The following is a 16,393-nucleotide window of genomic DNA, read 5'->3' as shown; positions in this document are numbered from 1 at the left end:
GCGCCAGTGGCTCGCCTCGGACTACCAGCTCGCCGCACTCAACATCGACCCGGCCAGCGTGCACAAGCGCCTGGGCGACGGCTTCCTCGAACAGCGCCTCATGCGCGAGCAGATCGCCCAGCTCACCGGCCAGCGCTTCCTGGGTGACCACACGGACGACGACGCCCAGTACCTGGCCCTCCTGCAGGCCGGCGCCACCTTCGCCCAGGCCCACCAACTCAGGCCGGGCATCACCCTCACGGCCGAGCAGGTGGCCGCCCTCACCAGCGACATCGTCTGGCTCGAAGCCCAGGAAGTGACCTTGCCCGATGGACGAACAGTGACCGCGCTTGTGCCCCGCGTCTACTTGATGCCCCGCGAAGGCGAGCTGGCACCCGACGGGGCCCTGATCGCCGGGCGCGAAGTCCACCTCAACCTCAGCGGCGAGTTCTTGAACAGCGGCAGCGTGGCCGGGCGAGACCTGGTGCTCATCGATGCCAACGGCATCCACAGCAGCGGGCGCATCGGCAGCCAGGGCGTCACCGCACTGCGGGCGCAGCAAGACATCGAGGTCGATGGCGGGGACGTCAGCGCCAAAGACCTGCTCGTGCTGGACGCCGGGCGCGACATCAAGGTCACCAGCACCAGCGCCCAGAGCACGGATGGCCAGGCCGTGGTGCTCGAGCGGGTGGCCCGCCTGTACGTGAGCGAGGACGCCGGCGTGCTGCTCGCGCGCGCCGGGCAGGACATCGAACTGCAGGCCGCGCTCGCCCAGGCCGGCCAAGCAGGCCAAGCAGGCGTGGTGGACATGCACGCCGGGCGCGACCTGCGCCTGAGCACCCTGAACACCCGCGAGGCCCTGGACACCACGCGCGACGAGAAGAACTACGGGCGCGTGCAGCGCAGCGCCGAGGTGGGCAGCGCCATCGGCGGCAATGAAGTGAGCCTCTCGGGTGGGCGCGACGTGCAGATGCGCGCCGCCCAGGTGCAGGCCAACGGGGACCGCAACAACGCCGGCCTCAACGGAAACGATGGCCCGAACAGCGAGTCCCCTTACTACGAGCAAGACAACAACGGCCGCCTGAACATCCACGCCGGGCGCCACCTGGATATCACCGCCGGCGAGGCCAACTACCAGGTCGAACACGGCGTCTACGCCAAGAGCAGCGGCGTACTGGGCTCTTCCAGCACCGAGACCCGCCGCCTGGACAGCCACACCCGCGCCCAGGGCAGCTCGCTCGGCGGGCGCAACGTGGCCTTGAGCGCCGACGGCGACATCACCTTCAAAGGCTCGCACGCCATCGCCGACGAGCACCTGGACGTGAGCGCGGGCGGCGACGTGCGCGTGCTCAGTGCACGCACCGAACACCGCCAGGAGCGCTTCCGGGAGGAGAAGACCAGCGGCCTGTACGGCAGCGGCGCCGGCCTCACATTGGGCCGCCAGCAACACAGCAGCGAACAGCAAGTCTCGGGCACCGGCGCGGCGGGCAGCACCCTGGGCGCGTTGAGGGGCGACGTGAACATCCGCGCCGGCCAGACCTACGAGCAGGTGGGCTCCGACGTACTCGCCCCCGAAGGCGACATCGACGTCCGCGCCAAGAACATCCGCGTCACCGAAGCCCGCACCAGCGAACAGCGCTGGCAGGAAGAGAAGATGCGCCAGAGCGGCTTCACCGTGGGCCTGAGCGGCGCGCCCGTGCAGGCCATGCAGGGCGCGGTGGAGACGCTTGACGCCATCGGCCACACCGACAACAAGCGCATGAAAGCCCTGGGCGCGGCCACCGCCGGGCTGCAGGTCCGCCAAGGCATCAACACCGCCGCCCAAGCGCAGCGCCAGGGCGACGCCAGCGGCGGCATGGCCATCAACTTCAGCATCGGCAGCTCCAGCAGCCGCAGCACCAGCGAAGCGAACTCGGACAGCGCTCAGGGTAGCCGCGTGCTCGCCGGTGGCGACATCGTCTTCATCGCCGAAGGGGCGGACAAGGGCGCCGGAGAACGCAGCGACATCCTCATCCGTGGCAGCGATCTCACGGCAGGCCGAGAAGCCCGCCTCAAGGCAGAAGGCAAGGTGGAGCTGCGCGCCGCTGAGAACACCACGAAGGAAAGAACCGAAAGCGAGAACCACGCGGCCAGCTTTGGCGTGGGCATGCAGCTCGGCGGCAGCGGTGCCGGTGTGGGCTTCACGGCCAGCGCGAGTTCGGGCAAAGGCAATGCAGAGGGCGAATCGCTCAGCCACACCAACACCCACGTCCGCGCGGGTGAGCGCGTGAGCATCGAGTCGGGTGAGGACACCATCCTGGCCGGCGCGGTGGTCAGCGCCGAGCGGGTGGAGGCCGACATCGGTGGCGACCTGCTCATCGAGAGCCTGCAGGACAGCGCGAGCTACCGGGAGAAGAGCAAACAGAGCAGCGCCAGCGCCACCTTCGGCGCCGGGGCGGGAGGCTCCTTCAGCGCGAGCAAGACCGACATTCAGAGCGAGTACGCCAGCGTCGGCGAGCAAAGCGCCATACGGGCGGGCGATGGCGGCTTCGGCATCAAGGTCGAGGGCAAGACCGTGCTCAAGGGCGGGGCGATCACGAGCACGCAAGTCGCCGTGGACGAGCGGCGCAACGGCTTCGAGAGTGATGGCGGTGTTGAGCTGGAAGACGTGCACAACGAAGCGCGCTACAAGGCCAGCTCCAGCAGCGCGACGGTGGGCGCGGGCGGCCAGCTCAGCAGCAGCGGCGCGGGCATCGGATCGGACGACGGTCGGGCCAGCAGCATCACCAAGGCCGGCATCAGCGACATCGCGGGTGACAAGGACGCCCGGACGGGAGACGCCGAGACGGGGTTGGCGCCGATCTTCGACAAGGACAAGGTCAAGGACGAGGTCAACGCCCAGGTGGCCATCACCAAGGGGTTTGGGCAGCAGGCGGTGCCGGCTTGGCGCGACTATGCCAACCGGCTGTTCGAAGAAGCAGTGAAGGCCGGCGACGAGGACGCCGCGCAATGTTGGGCACCAGACGGCGCTTGTCGGGCGGTCGGCCACGCGCTCATTGGCGGCTTGACCGGTGGCATCGAAGGTGCATCTGCGGCGGCATTCAGCAGTGCGAGCGCACCCCACGTGCAGGCGTTCCTGCAATCTTTGGGTGTTCCCGCTGACGCCGCGAGAGCGATCACTCAACTCAGCGCGCTGGGCGCAGGCGCCGCAATCGGTGGCTCGGAAGGTGCCTCGGCGGGCTTCAATGAAGCGTCTCACAACGCGGTCATCGCGATTCCGCTGCTGGTGGAGAGCGTCGTGGCGGGTGGGGCGGTGGCGGCCCGCGCATGCCTGAGTTCACCAGCCTGCTTGCAGGCCCTGCGCTTGGGGGGCGTCGCGCTGGTGGCCAAGGTTGCGGCATTGGTCGATCCGGCAGACGGCGCGCGGATTCCGGGCTACGAGAACATCGATCCGGACCCGCACGGCGGCAATACGGTGAGCCCGGTGTGGGGTAGCGTGGACAACAAGGGCGCGACAACACCGGGAGCCACGGCTGACCCGATGGACGTGCCACCGAGCGGTGTGGGCGTCCCGGTCACTGGGATCGGCACGACGGTGAGCCCCATCGACACAGGAGGCGTCGGGTCGTCGACCGTGATGAACATCAACGGTCAGGACCAGTCAGTCGAACTGCCGTCGCTGATTGACGCGGATGGCGCGCAGCACATTTTGGTGGGCGACAGGCCCGGAAGCGGTGGGCACCTTTGGCCGGGGCAACCGGGTAAAACGCCATTTCCTCAGAGTTGGGATGCGGATAAGGTACTGGGGAGCATCTCGGATGTGGCCACTGATCCCGCGTCAATCACGATACCTGCGCGAGGAGGGCGCACCATCGTTCGTGGTTCGCGAGACGGAGTTGATATTGAGGTAGTTGTTGAGCCGTCCTCTCGTGGCGGCCGTATCGTGACTGGCTATCCCACCAATCTTTCGAGAAATCCAAGATGAACCTGTCTCATCCGGAACCATTGCTGACTCGTGTGCTGCATATCAATGAAGCACTCATTGACCCGGGTGCAGCGAAAGAGGCACAACACTTCATCGAACACGGGGAGTGTGGCCTTGGCTACGACGTTCTGGTGTTTGAGATCGAAGAAGGGAGATATATGCCAACCCCCGAAGCGCTAGAGCTAATCAAGCAAGCCGCAGTGTCGATGAACTTGATCTTCCCCGGCCTCAGCACTGGCTAGGCCAGTGCTGAAAATTGCATCGAGGGCGAATCCCCCGTGCGCACCAACGCCCGCGTCCAGGCGGACGGGCTCCTACAGCGCCAGCAGAAGCAACATCGAGAGCGAATACGCCAGCGTCGGCGAACAAAGCGGCATCCGCGCGGGCGACGCCGGCTTCGACGTCAAGGTCAAGGGCAAGACCGTGCTCAAGGGCGGCGCGATCACCAGCACCCAGGTGGCGGTGGACGAGCAGCGCAACGGCCTTGAGAGCGAGGGCGGCCTTGAATTGGAAGACGTGCACAACGAGGCGCGCTACAAGGCCAGCTCCAGCAGTGCGACGGTGGGCGCAGGCGGCCAGCTCAGCAGCAGCGGCGCGGGCATCGGATCGGACGATGGTCAGGCCAGCAGCACCACCCAGGCCGGCATCAGCGGCATCGCGGGTGACAAGGACGCCCGAACGGGAGACGCCGAGACGGGGTTGGCGCCGATCTTCGACAAGGACAAGGTCAAGGACGAGGTCAACGCCCAGGTGGTCATCACCAAGGGGTTTGGGCAGCAGGCCGTGCCGATGGCCGCGAGCTATGCGGACAAGCAGGCCGTGGCGCTGCGCCGCGAAGGCAAGGAAGAAGAAGCGCGCAAGTGGGACGAAGGCGGCGAGTACCGCGTGGGCCTGCACGCGACGATCGGCCTGCTCACGGGCGGCGTGCAAGGCGCCGTGGGAGCAGGCGCGGGTGCGGCCATCGTGCCGGTGGTGGGGGAGGCCATCGCGGACTTGAACCTGCCCGAGCCGCTGCGCCAGGCGGTGACCCAGGTGGCTGGTGCTGCGCTCGGATCGGTGGGGGGTGGCGCGGGAGCGGCAGCCTTACTCAACCAAGCCGCGCACAACTACGTGGCGCACAGCCCCTACAGAGAGGTCAACCGCCGGGTGAGCCGGGAGAACGCGCGCCTCACCAACGAATGCGGGGCGAACTGCACGGCCCAAGACTTCCGCCGCATCGACCAGCAGATGGCGGCGCTGGAGCGCGCGGGCACCCTGGCTGAAATCGGCAAGCGCAACACGCTCACGCCGGAGCAGGCCAATGACCTGGCGCAGGCAGCGATTGAACTGGCACCGGGTTATGGCACGGGTGAGTCGCTCGTGCAGGTGATGACTGGGCGCAGCAGCGTCTCGGACGAGGAGGTCAGCCGCTTCTGGGCGGCGGTGGGGGTGGTGCCGGTGGCCGGGGGCGTGCTCAAGAGGGTGGGTGAGCCGCTGGCAGATATGCTGGCCAAGACACTCAAGGAGGGCGATGCTGCCGGTGAAACGCTGTTCCGAGGTGGAGATAACCTGTCCGCCCGACTAGGCGTGGACGTCACGCAAGCAGCCGACAGTCTTATTCACCCGCTAGGCAAAAATGGCAAACCGCAAGGCTTGTCGCTGAATCTCGATCCGCAGGATCCATATATTCAGAAGTATGGAGGCGCGTTCCCGGTCAACAGTCTGCCAGAGGGCCTTCAAGCACTCCCATCCGGCAGGTCAGGTCATTTCGTTGTCTCTCCTGCGACGCCTATGACTTTCGAGGTCTATCAAGAACTGCTGGACCGAATTCAACTCGGCAACTTTAACGTCTTGCCATGAACGATCGCTTGAAGATTGAGAGCTTCATTGAGCTTCTGGTGACTGGCGCTTCCCAAGAGCAGCTTGAGCTAGAAGCCCGGAGGCTCGATTTGAATCAAGTAGGCCTGCACGGGCGAACACCGCTTATGGCGTCGGCAGCAGTAGGCCTTCTTGCAGCAGCAGAAACGCTGGTGCGCAACGGCGCATCCATCGGCGCGACCGGATATGGGGGAATGACGGCGTTGCACGAAGCGGCTGCCAACGGCGAAGTTGCAATCGCGGAGTACTTGGTGTCTCTCGGTGCTGACGTAAACGCCCAGACAGTAGACGGCGTCACTCCGCTGATGTGCGCAGCAGCCTGGGGACACTCCGGGGTGGCAAGGCTGTTGATCGATAGGCGGGCGGACGTGGCGAAGACTGATCGCTACGGAGCCACGGCTATGGACATCGCAGACGAGAAAGGCGAGATCGATACGGCGGACCTCATCCGCTCATACCAAAAAGCGGCGTGAGATTGCCTCTCCCGGACGGCCAGCCCGTGCAGGAAGTCAGCCGCCCCAGCGGCGTGGGTTGGGGCGACGACAAGGGCCATGCCAGCAGCATCACCCGCTCGGGCATCAGCGGCATCGCGGGCGACAAGGACGCCCGAACGGGGGACGTCGACTGGGGCGATCAGGGAACGATGCGCCTGCTGGCGCACACCGCCGTCGGCGGCTTGAGCGGCGGGGTTGCCGGCGCGGCAGGTGCCGCCACGGGCACGCTCAGCGCGCCCGTGGTGGCCGACGCGCTGTACACAGCGGGCATCGATGGCGCCTTGGCAGACACCCGGACGGCATTGGCCAGTACGGCCACTGGGGCAGCGGTCGGTGGTTCAACCGGTGCTGGCGCCGCGTTCAACGAGGTCACGAACAACTACCTCAGCTACCAGGAGCGCGTGAGCCTGTACAAGGCCGACAAGGCCTGCAAGACCTCGGGCCAGCAATGCGACACAGCTGCGGCGCTCAGGTACAAAGACGAGCTCAGCGACCGCCTGCTGGCCAATGCCGTGGCCGCGTGTGAAGGAGAGGCGTGCAACGACACCGTCAACTTCATCAACCAGCAGTTGGCCGCGCTGGGCTACTAGAACGTCGCGCAACAAAAGGCGCAGGGGCTTGAAGGGGTCTACCCAGAGACCTGGCTGCTCGGTGCCAAGGCCGTGCTGGACCAGGGCAAGCTCGGCATCCGGGTGCTGGCTGGCAGTGGCAAGGGCAGCCTGGATGCGCTCCATGCGCTGAACAAGGCGTCTGCCGATGATCTGGCCAAGGTCAACAACAATGCGCTTCGGGATGACTGTCAGCGGTTCGATCAGTGGATGGTGCATTCATCAAGAAGACGCGAGGCGTGGCTCGTCAATCACAGCGAAAGAGGGCGTCGATTCCGGCCCGCGACGTCTACGGCGCGGCCAGCGATTCAGCCGATCACGCCTCCGGGAGGCCCAGCATCCGCATGGCGTTGGCCATGCGCTGACGCAAGGGGCTTTCCTGGCTGCCCATGCCGAGGTACGAGGACACCGTCAGCTCCGGTGCCTCGGCCCGCAGTTGATCCACGACGGCCCGTCCTTGGTCAATCTGTCCCAACTCGGCGTGGGCTGTCAGCAGCACTCGCAGCGTGGGGACGTGGTGCTTGTGGGCCCTCAGGGATTTGCGACCGCAAGTGATGGCATGCTCCAGTTGGCGGTCGGCCAACAAGGCGTTGCCTGTGAACAGGTCGAAGAAGTATTGCAAGGGGTCGACGGGCGACAGCGAGCGCGCGACGTAGGCCTCGGTCACCGCCAGGGAGCTGGAGCCCCACATGGCGGAAAAGAGACTTTTGAACAGCCAAGCCATGGGTTCGCTGGGATTGGCCTCGACCGCCGACGTCAAGTGACCATGCGCCAGCTTGAGGTTGCCCAGCAACTGGTACTGGATGTATCCCTCGACCGCCTGAGCCATCGCATTGCGAGGCTCGGCATCCAGCGCGCGCTGCGTCTGCTCGCGCGCCTGCTTGATGTCGCGAGCCGCATGGGCGCTGCTGCCCTTGACCACGTTCAAGGCGTGCCACATGGCCAACCATGCGCGGGGCAGAGCATGCCCAGGGTGGCGTTCGGTCAGCGCAGTCAAGGCCTCCCGGCCGCGCTCGAAGGCCTTGGCTGAGTGGCTGTGCACCATCGAGATACCGGCCAGCATGAGAAAGCTGCTGTCCAGGCTCGGCAAGGGGCGCGCCAGGGCCTGGCTGACGTGTGCCGTGCCCAGCGCCTGCGCCACCGTGTGCGCCAGCTCGTGCAGCAGTTCGCTCTGCTCTTGGAGCAGATCGTCCAGAGCATGCTGCAACCGCCCCGTCCACAACAGCGCGTGGCTGCGCGCCTCCGCCAGTTCTGCGGTCACGATCAACCGGCCGTTGCGAATGCTGTAGCTGCCCGACAGGACAAAGGTGGCACCCAGGTGATGCTCGATCTGTTGGAGTCCATCACTGTCGCGAAGCGCCGTGGTGGATTGCCGGGCGATCACCCGCAGGCCGAGGCTATGGGACAGGCGTGCGATGACCCCGTCGGCGATCAACTCGCCGATCATCCAGCGCTTGGACTCATGCACGCCCGCCTTGAAGGGGATGACGGCCAAGCCAGGGCGAAGATCGCGGCTGCCGTTGGGCAGGCGCTCGGCCGCACGCTCATGCCGAGGATGAGCCCGGAACAGGCGCACTGGCTGGGCGAACGATTCCACCCAATGGCCCATGTCTTCCAGGTCGGCGTCCAGGCCATCGGCGAGTCGGTCGCGCAATTCCGCGGTGACGAGGACTTCGCCAGGCTCGGCCATGGCGGTCAGCTCCGAGGTCAGTTGCACGTCCTGCTCCAGAGGGGTGCGTTGGCCGCGGCCATAGCCGGCCAGATGAGCGCCAGTGCGCAGGCGCAACTGTTCGGATTCGCTCGCGCGTGCGTTCAGGGTCTCGGCCAACTCGTTCAGGGCAAACGCCGCCTGCATGCAGTGCCGAGCGTCGGCGAACTCCATCGTCAGCCCGTGACTCGTCTGCTGGACGATGTGGCCCTTGTGGTGGGACAGCAGTTGCCAATACGCGTCCCCCGCCCAACGCTGCAGCCGGTTCACGAGCGGGCCACCACCATCCCGCACGCTGGAGCTGCCATAGGCCAAGTCCATCGCCATCAGGGGGCGTTCCTCGACGCGGGGACCCGCAAAGCTCAAGTCGGTGGCGCTCATGGCGTGTTCCCGGACGCGGCGGCCGGAGCGAAGGAGGCCAGAAGCACTACGGCCGGCGTGGCTCCGCTGGCATGCAAGTGACGGTTGGACAGCACAACAAATTGCACGGCACTCCCCTTGATGGTCTGATCGACCCGGCTCACCAACGAGCCAGTCTATCCACTTCTATGTAATTTTCTGGAGATTCTGATGAACATCACAAAAAGCTCATCCTCAATCCGTGCCGTGGCAACCAAGGCCCTCATCGGCGGTGGTTGCATTACCACACCGGCCGTTGCTGCGCATGTGCGCAAGCAGTCACCCCAGGGGGATTCGCGTAGGCCGCCGGCACAGCAGGCCAGCCGGTCCGCGCTCATCGGCGGGGGCTGCATCACCACGCTGGCCGTCGCTGCGCATGTGCGTCAACAATTGTCCCAAGGGGATTCCCGCGCGCCTCAGGCTGGGCCGGCCAATCGGTCGGCTCTCATTGGTGGGGGGTGCATCACCACACCGACTGTTGCGGCGCACGCCCGGGGGAAAATGCCGGTGGCGAATCAACGCTGAATCCTCTAAAGAAGGCCCTGCAACATGCCCATGCAGCCGGACAGGCAACCGACCCCCACCATCAGGTTCCACCGCATCTATCCGGCTGCCATCCCGCCCATGCGGGCCGACAAGGCCGCCCTCGGCCTGATGCCCACGATGGCTTACCGCCATTGCGAGGCCATGCGAATGGCCTCTTCTTTCGGTTGGTATGCCTTTCCGGCGGAGGAGGTCTGCCTCCGCTGGAATGGCTCCGACGTCTTCGTCAAGGAAGACGGCCGTTGGCAACCCCTGGTGCGCTCTGAACTCCCGGGGTTCGCCGACTATTGGAACGCGCACGCGCCCGAGGACCTGGTGGACCTGTCGCCCCCTTTCCTCACGCGCTTGCAACTGCCCGGCCTGGTGCAGGTCTGGACCGGCCTGTTGTGCAGCACCGCTCCCGGCTGGAGCGTGCTGGTGCGCCCGCCCAGCAACATGCGCGGCAGCTTTTTGTATTCACCCTACGAGGGCATCGTCGAGACCGACCGTTACCAGCCCTGTCCCCTGTTCATGAACATCCAGCTCGTGGCCACCGACGTGGACATCGTGTTGCCCAAGACGGTGCCGCTGCTGCAGGTGCAGCCGCTCCTGCGCGAGACCTACGATGAGCGCGCGCACACTTCTCAGGAGGTGGACGGCCTGGAAGTACAAGAGGATGGGCAGCCGGCCTTGACGCCGCAGGAGTGGCAGGCATACCGGCGGACCATCCGCGTCGAGACGCAGGGCCAGCCCGCCGAGGCGGGGCACTACGCCGCCGACTCGAGAAAGCGCGGCAAGTCCGGCGATTGAGCCGCGCCGCCCCGCCTCACTTCAGCCGCTTGATCAGGCTGGAGGTGTCGAAGCGCTGGCCGCCCATGGCCTGCACGTCGGCGTAGAACTGGTCCACCAGGGCCGTGACGGGCAGGCGCGCGCCGTTGCGCTTGGCCTCGTCGAGCACCAGGCCCAGGTCCTTGCGCATCCAGTCCACGGCGAAGCCGAAGTTGAACTCCCCGGCCACCATGGTCTTGCCGCGGTTGTCCATCTGCCAGCTTTGCGCCGCGCCCTTGCCGATGACGTCAAGCACCAGGTTCATGTCCAGGCCTGCCTTCTGGCCGAAGGCGATGGCTTCGGACAGGCCCTGCACCAGGCCCGCGATGCAGATCTGGTTGACCATCTTCGTCAGTTGGCCCGCGCCCGGCGCCCCCATGAGCGTGAAGGCGCGCGAGAAGGCCATGGCCACGGGCTTCACCGCGTCGAAGGCGGCCTGGTCGCCGCCACACATCACGGTGAGCAGGCCGTTCTCGGCGCCGGCCTGGCCGCCGGAGACGGGTGCGTCCACGAAGGCGATGCCCAGTGCCTTGGCCGCGGCGTACAGCTCGCGCGCCACATCGGCCGAGGCGGTGGTGTGGTCCACGAAGATGGCGCCCGGCTTCATGCCGGCGAGCGCGCCGTCGGCGCCCAATACCACGGAGCGCAGGTCGGCGTCGTTGCCCACGCAGCAGAAAACGATGTCGGCACCGGCCGCGGCCTCGCGCGGGGTGGCCTTGAAGGCGCCGCCGTGCTGCTTCGCCCAGGCCTCGCCCTTGGCGGCGGTCCGGTTGTAGACGGTGACCTGATGGCCGGCCTTGGCCAGGTGGCCGGCCATGGGACTGCCCATCACGCCCAGGCCAAGGAAGGCGACGCGACGCGACGGAGTGGGTTCGTAGGTCTTGGGGTTCAAGGCGGGGTCTCCTGCATGGGTGATGGAACGCCGCGATGGTACCCAGAGACAGCGAGGAACCGGCCTTGCCGGGCCTCTGGTGTCGCCCCCTGGAGGGCTACGCGCCGCAGGCGCGGCGCAGGGGGGTCAAACAATGGTGAGGTGCTCGGTGCCGGCCGCGAGATCCAGGGTCTTCGCGCGCTGGCTGTTGAGCTTGACCTGCAGGCGCAGGTCGTTGAGCGAGTCGGCGTTGCGCAGCGCGTCCTCGTAGGTGATGAGGTTGGACTCGAAGGCCTCGAACAGCGCCTGGTCGAAGGTCTGCATGCCCATCTGGGTGCTCTTCTTCATCACTTCCTTGATCTCGGCGACCTCGCCCTTGAAGATCAGGTCGGAAATGAGGGGCGAGTTGAGCAGGATCTCGACCGCGGCGAAGCGGCCCTTGTTGTCCTGGCGCGGCACCAGGCGCTGCGAGACGAGCGAGCGCAGGTTCAGCGACAGGTCCATCAGCAGTTGCGCGCGGCGCTCTTCGGGGAAGAAGTTGATGATGCGGTCCAGCGCCTGGTTGGCGCTGTTGGCGTGCAGCGTGGCCAGGCACAGGTGGCCGGTCTCGGCGAACTGGATCGCGTGCTCCATGGTCTCGCGGTCGCGGATCTCGCCCATGAGGATCACGTCGGGCGCCTGGCGCAGGGTGTTCTTCAGCGCGGCTTCCCAGCTCTCGGTGTCCAGGCCCACCTCGCGCTGCGTCACCACGCAGTTCTTGTGGGGGTGCACGAACTCGATCGGGTCTTCCACGGTGACGATGTGGCCGTAGGAGTGTTCGTTGCGCCAGTCGACCATGGCGGCGAGCGAGGTGGACTTGCCCGAGCCTGTGGCGCCCACCAGGATGCACAGGCCACGCTTGGACATGGCCACGTCCTTGAGCACCTGCGGCAGGCCCAGCTTGTCGATGGTGGGCAGCACGGCGGGGATGGTCCGCAGCACCAGGCCGACCTTGCCCTGCTGGATGAAGGCGTTGCAGCGGAAGCGCCCGATGGCGGGCGGCGAGATCGCGAAGTTGCACTCCTTGGTGCGCTCGAACTCGGCGGCCTGCTTGTCGTTCATGATGGCGCGCGCCAGCGCCAGTGTGTGGCCCGCCGTCAGCGGTTGCGGCGAGACCTTGGTGACCGCGCCGTCGACCTTGATGGCCGGCGGGAAGTCTGCGGTGATGAACAGGTCGCTGCCGCCCCGGCTGAGCATGAGCCGCAGCAGGTCGTTGATGAATTTCGATGCCTGATCGCGTTCCATGGTGGGTCCTTATCCGCGTGTGGGTCGGCCGCCGCGCCGGGCCGCCCCAGGCAAGGCCAGCCCCCTCGGGGGGCGGTGAGCCGCGCAGCGGTGGAGCGTGGGGGCTGTCATGTCAACCGGGGAAGTTCTCGGGGATCTTGGCCTTGCCGCGCGCTTCGGCCGGGCTGATGACGTTGCGGCGCACCAGATCGGTGAGGTTCTGGTCCAGCGTCTGCATGCCCACGCTGTTGCCGGTCTGGATGGCCGAGTACATCTGCGCCACCTTGGCTTCGCGGATGAGGTTGCGGATGGCGCTGGTGCCCAGCATGATTTCGTGCGCCGCCACGCGGCCACTGCCATCCTTGAGCTTGCACAGCGTCTGCGAGATGACGGCCACCAGCGATTCGGACAGCATGGCGCGCACCATGTCTTTTTCTTCGGCCGGGAAGACGTCGATGATGCGGTCGATGGTCTTGGCCGCGCTGGACGTGTGCAGGGTGCCGAACACCAGGTGGCCGGTCTCGGCCGCCGTCATGGCCAGGCGGATGGTCTCCAGGTCGCGCATCTCGCCCACGAGGATGGCGTCCGGGTCCTCACGCAGGGCCGAGCGCAGCGCATTGGAGAAGCTCAGCGTGTGCGGGCCCACCTCGCGCTGGTTGACCAGGCACTTCTTGGACTCGTGCACGAATTCCACCGGGTCTTCCACCGTGAGGATGTGGCCGTACTCGGTCTCGTTGAGGTGGTTGACCATGCCGGCCAGCGTGGTGGATTTGCCCGAGCCCGTGGGCCCCGTCACCAGCACCAGGCCGCGCGGGCGCAGGGCCAGGTCGGCGAAGATCTTGGGCGCGTTGAGCTGCTCCAGCGTGAGGATCTTGCTCGGGATGGTGCGGAACACGGCGCCGGCGCCGCGGTTCTGGTTGAAGGCGTTCACGCGAAAGCGCGCCAGGCCTTCAATTTCGAACGAGAAGTCGCATTCCATGAACTCCTCGTACTGCTTGCGCTGGCTGTCGTTCATGATGTCGTAGACCATGGCGTGCACAGCCTTGTGGTCCAGCGCGTCGACGTTGATGCGTCGCACGTCGCCATGCACCCGTATCATGGGCGGCAAACCGGCGGACAAGTGAAGATCGGAAGCCTTGTTCTTGACGCTGAAAGCCAGCAGTTGGGTGATGTCCATCCCGGGTTTTTCCGTGTATTTGAGGGGCTTTGCAAACGATTATGACGACGATCGCAGGCAATCTCCAGCAAGTGAAGAAGCGCCTGTGGCGCGCTTGCGAAGGGGCTTCGCGAGACAGCGCTGAGGTTACTTTGCTGGCGGTTTCCAAGACCTTCGGGCCCGATGCCGTCCGTCAGGCCCATGCCGCCGGCCAGACGGCTTTCGGCGAAAACTATGTGCAAGAAGGCGTCGAGAAGATCGCGCTGCTGGCCGAGTCGCTGCCGCGCGAAGCCATCGAATGGCACTGCATCGGCCCGGTGCAGAGCAACAAGACGCGGCTCCTTGCGACGCAATTCGATTGGGTGCAATCGGTCGATCGCCTCAAGATCGCGCAACGCCTGAGCGAGCAGCGACCCGATCACCTGCCCCCGCTCAATGTATGCCTGCAGGTGAATGTGGACGGCGGCCCGAACAAGGCCGGCGTGTCGCCGGCCGAGCTGCCCGCCTTGGCCGAGGCGGTGGCGGCTTTGCCGCGCCTGCGCTTGCGCGGGCTGATGTGCATCCCCGAGCCCGCGCCCGATTTCGAATCGCAGCGCGCGCTCTTTCAACTGGCGCGCGCCGCCTACGACGACCTGCGTGCACGGGGCCACGCGCTGGACACGCTGTCCATGGGCATGAGCGAGGACCTGGAGGCCGCAGTGGCAGCGGGCGCGACGATGGTGCGCGTGGGGCGAGCCGTGTTCGGGGCGCGCGAACCCAAGGCAGCCGTGTCACTGACCTGAGCGCGGTCGTTACAAGGGCAGCCGCGTGCTGCTCTTGACTTCTTCCATCACCGCGTAGGTGCGCGTCTCGCGCACGCCGGGCATCTGCCACAGCACCTGGCCGGCGAAGGCACGGTAGGCCGCCATGTCGGCCATGCGGGTCTTGAGCAGGTAGTCGAAGCCGCCGGCCACCATGTGGCATTCCAGGATCTCGTCGTGCACCTGCACGGCGGCGCGGAACTGGTCGAAGACATTGGGCGTGGTGCGGTCGAGCAGCACTTCCACGAAGACCAGCAGGCCGCGCCCGAGCTTGTGCGGGTCCAACCGGGCCTCGTAGCCCTGGATGACGCCGTCGCGCTGCAGGCGCTGGGTGCGCGCCAGCACGGCGGTGGCCGACAGGCCCACGGCTTCGGCCAGCTTGAGGTTGGGCAGGCGCCCATCGGCCTGCAGCAGGCGCAGGATCTTCAGGTCAACGCGGTCGAGGTCGGTGGTGGTGCCCATGCCGAATTATTCTCTTTCCTGGCGGAAAAATTGGAGAGAAATTCGTCGTTCAAGCGGTCACGATGCGCGAATTCACCACCCTTTCCCCAGAACTGCCATGCTCGACCCACATCCCAGGACCCCGCTTGCGGGCACCGATCGCCTGCCCGACCCCTACCGCGCCGAGGCCGCGGTGTTGGCCGATCGCCTGGCCGCCTTGGGCGGCGCGCTGGACTGGGCGACCGTTCAGGCCTGCGCCCGGCCCTGGGTGCGCGCCGTGCGCGAGAACCCGCCCCCCTTCTGGGCCATGGAGCGCCTGCTCACCGAATACCCGATCAGCAGCCACGAAGGCCTGGCGCTGATGCGCCTCGCCGAGGCGCTGCTGCGGGTGCCCGACACCGAGACCGCCATCGCGCTCACGGCCGACCAGTTGGGCCGCGCGGATTTCGAGGGCGCGTCCGACGCGGTGATCGCGCGCCTGTCCTCGGCCGCCATCGCACTGAGCAAGCGCTGGCTGCCCGCCGAGGGCGAGGCACCGGGCCTCGTGGCTCGGCTGGGCGCACGCTCGGTGGTGGCTGCCACGCTGCGCGCGGTGCAGTTGCTGGGGCGCCAGTTCGTGCTCGGCGAGGACATCGATGACGCCCTGCGCCGCGCCGAGGCCGGGCGGCGCGCCCATCCGGCCGTGCGGCACAGCTTCGACATGCTGGGCGAGGGCGCGCGCACGGAGTCCGACGCTGCGCACTATCTGCAGAGCTACCGCCAGGCGCTGGAGGCGATCGCGCGCCGCGCCGATCCGATGCGCCACCCTTCGCTCAACGATGGCCTGTCCATCAAGCTCAGCGCCCTGCACCCGCGCTACGAACCCGCGCAGCGCGAGCGCGTGATGAACGAGCTGGTGCCGCGCGTGTGGACGCTGTGCGAACGCGCCGCGCAAGCCTCGCTGAACCTGACGATCGACGCCGAGGAGGTGGAGCGCCTGGAGCTTTCGCTCGACGTGTTCGAGGCGCTGGCCTCGCGCGTGGCGCGCGAGTACCCGTTGTGGGAAGGCCTGGGACTGGCGCTGCAGGCCTACCAGACGCGCGCGGTGGAACTCATCGATGAGGTGGCTGCCATTGCCCGCCGCCACGGCGTGCGCCTGATGTGCCGGCTGGTGAAGGGCGCCTATTGGGACAGCGAGATCAAGCGCTCGCAGGAACTTGGCCTGCCGGGCTATCCGGTGTTCACGCGCAAGCACCGCACCGACGTGAGCTACCTGGCCTGCGCGCGGGCGCTGCTCGACGCGGACGACGTGGTCTTTGCGCAATTCGCCACGCACAACGCGGGCACCATCGCCGCCGTGCTGCACATGGCGCGCCAGCGTGGCCACACGCGCTTCGAGCTGCAGCGCCTGCATGGCATGGGCGAGGGCGTGTACCGCGAGGTGCTGCGCGAATCGGATGTGGGCTGCCGCGTCTACGCCCCCGTGGGCGCGCACCGCGACCTGCTGGCCTACCTGGTGCGCCG

General features: G+C 66.9%; 13 protein-coding genes. 8 read left to right on the top strand and 5 right to left on the bottom strand.

The genetic code is table 11. The features are described 5' to 3' along the window. The 5 genes from VLG41_RS09110 to VLG41_RS09090 form a co-directional block, all read left to right on the top strand. Positions 1 to 3,943: hemagglutinin repeat-containing protein (locus VLG41_RS09110; RefSeq protein ID WP_325349074.1), on the top strand; the 3,943-nt coding region annotated here is incomplete at its 5' end. Further along, a complete protein-coding gene (locus VLG41_RS09105) occupies positions 3,940 to 4,185 on the top strand; it encodes a hypothetical protein (protein ID WP_325349073.1) in 246 nt (81 codons plus the stop codon). The genes VLG41_RS09110 and VLG41_RS09105, both read left to right, overlap by 4 nt. A 4-nt stretch (positions 4,186 to 4,189) precedes the next feature. Further along, the gene (locus VLG41_RS09100; protein WP_325349072.1) at positions 4,190 to 5,782 is read left to right on the top strand and encodes a hypothetical protein; all 1,593 of its coding nucleotides are present in this window, start codon (positions 4,190 to 4,192) and stop codon (positions 5,780 to 5,782) included. After that, complete coding sequence (locus tag VLG41_RS09095) at positions 5,779 to 6,273, top strand: ankyrin repeat domain-containing protein (protein ID WP_325349071.1); 495 nt, start codon at positions 5,779 to 5,781, stop codon at positions 6,271 to 6,273. Before VLG41_RS09100 ends, VLG41_RS09095 begins: the two co-directional genes overlap by 4 nt. Continuing rightward, a complete protein-coding gene (locus VLG41_RS09090; RefSeq protein ID WP_325349070.1) occupies positions 6,270 to 6,884 on the top strand; it encodes a hypothetical protein in 615 nt (204 codons plus the stop codon). Before VLG41_RS09095 ends, VLG41_RS09090 begins: the two co-directional genes overlap by 4 nt. Before the next feature lie 334 nt (positions 6,885 to 7,218). Here VLG41_RS09090 and VLG41_RS09085 read toward each other — a convergent pair whose 3' ends face one another. Beyond that, positions 7,219 to 8,991, bottom strand: coding sequence for a hypothetical protein (locus VLG41_RS09085; protein WP_325349069.1), 1,773 nt, complete (start codon positions 8,989 to 8,991; stop codon positions 7,219 to 7,221). A gap of 567 nt (positions 8,992 to 9,558) precedes the next feature. On the opposite strand from VLG41_RS09085, the gene VLG41_RS09080 reads away from it, so the two are divergent. Then, positions 9,559 to 10,341, top strand: coding sequence for a DUF6065 family protein (locus VLG41_RS09080; RefSeq protein WP_325349068.1), 783 nt, complete (start codon positions 9,559 to 9,561; stop codon positions 10,339 to 10,341). Positions 10,342 to 10,357: 16 nt separating this feature from the next. On the opposite strand, the gene VLG41_RS09075 is transcribed toward VLG41_RS09080, so the two are convergent. The 3 genes from VLG41_RS09075 to VLG41_RS09065 form a co-directional block, all read right to left on the bottom strand. After that, positions 10,358 to 11,251: an NAD(P)-dependent oxidoreductase gene (locus tag VLG41_RS09075; RefSeq protein WP_325349067.1), complete on the bottom strand. Its 894-nt coding sequence runs from the start codon at positions 11,249 to 11,251 to the stop codon at positions 10,358 to 10,360. A gap of 126 nt (positions 11,252 to 11,377) precedes the next feature. After that, complete coding sequence (locus VLG41_RS09070) at positions 11,378 to 12,514, bottom strand: PilT/PilU family type 4a pilus ATPase (RefSeq protein ID WP_009519819.1); 1,137 nt, start codon at positions 12,512 to 12,514, stop codon at positions 11,378 to 11,380. Positions 12,515 to 12,626: 112 nt separating this feature from the next. Beyond that, on the bottom strand, positions 12,627 to 13,670 hold the full coding sequence (locus tag VLG41_RS09065; RefSeq protein ID WP_009519820.1) for a type IV pilus twitching motility protein PilT: 1,044 nt from the start codon (positions 13,668 to 13,670) through the stop codon (positions 12,627 to 12,629). Positions 13,671 to 13,711: 41 nt separating this feature from the next. On the opposite strand from VLG41_RS09065, the gene VLG41_RS09060 reads away from it, so the two are divergent. Next, a complete protein-coding gene (locus VLG41_RS09060; RefSeq protein ID WP_325349066.1) occupies positions 13,712 to 14,431 on the top strand; it encodes a YggS family pyridoxal phosphate-dependent enzyme in 720 nt (239 codons plus the stop codon). Positions 14,432 to 14,440: 9 nt separating this feature from the next. Here the strand turns inward: VLG41_RS09060 and VLG41_RS09055 are convergent, their stop codons facing one another. Next, entirely contained in the window at positions 14,441 to 14,911 is a 471-nt protein-coding gene (locus VLG41_RS09055) for an Lrp/AsnC ligand binding domain-containing protein (protein WP_325349065.1), read from the bottom strand. 97 nt (positions 14,912 to 15,008) lie between these two features. Here VLG41_RS09055 and VLG41_RS09050 point away from each other — a divergent pair. Further along, positions 15,009 to 16,393: proline dehydrogenase family protein (locus VLG41_RS09050; RefSeq protein ID WP_325349064.1), on the top strand; the 1,385-nt coding region annotated here is incomplete at its 3' end.

It is taken from the genome of Hydrogenophaga sp. (assembly GCF_035481345.1).
Taxonomy (GTDB): Bacteria; Pseudomonadota; Gammaproteobacteria; order Burkholderiales; family Burkholderiaceae_C; genus Hydrogenophaga.
This window is presented reverse-complemented; position numbering and strand designations above follow the sequence as displayed.

Bases quoted from the DNA above. Each gene is read 5' to 3' on its own strand.
- VLG41_RS09105 (WP_325349073.1), top strand. From the start codon at position 3,940: ATGAACCTGTCTCATCCGGAACCATTGCTGACTCGTGTGCTGCATATC.
- VLG41_RS09095 (WP_325349071.1), top strand. From the start codon at position 5,779: ATGAACGATCGCTTGAAGATTGAGAGCTTCATTGAGCTTCTGGTGACT.
- VLG41_RS09085 (WP_325349069.1), bottom strand. From the start codon at position 8,991: ATGAGCGCCACCGACTTGAGCTTTGCGGGTCCCCGCGTCGAGGAACGC.
- VLG41_RS09080 (WP_325349068.1), top strand. From the start codon at position 9,559: ATGCCCATGCAGCCGGACAGGCAACCGACCCCCACCATCAGGTTCCAC.
- VLG41_RS09070 (WP_009519819.1), bottom strand. From the start codon at position 12,514: ATGGAACGCGATCAGGCATCGAAATTCATCAACGACCTGCTGCGGCTC.
- VLG41_RS09065 (WP_009519820.1), bottom strand. From the start codon at position 13,670: ATGGACATCACCCAACTGCTGGCTTTCAGCGTCAAGAACAAGGCTTCC.
- VLG41_RS09060 (WP_325349066.1), top strand. From the start codon at position 13,712: ATGACGACGATCGCAGGCAATCTCCAGCAAGTGAAGAAGCGCCTGTGG.
- VLG41_RS09055 (WP_325349065.1), bottom strand. From the start codon at position 14,911: ATGGGCACCACCACCGACCTCGACCGCGTTGACCTGAAGATCCTGCGC.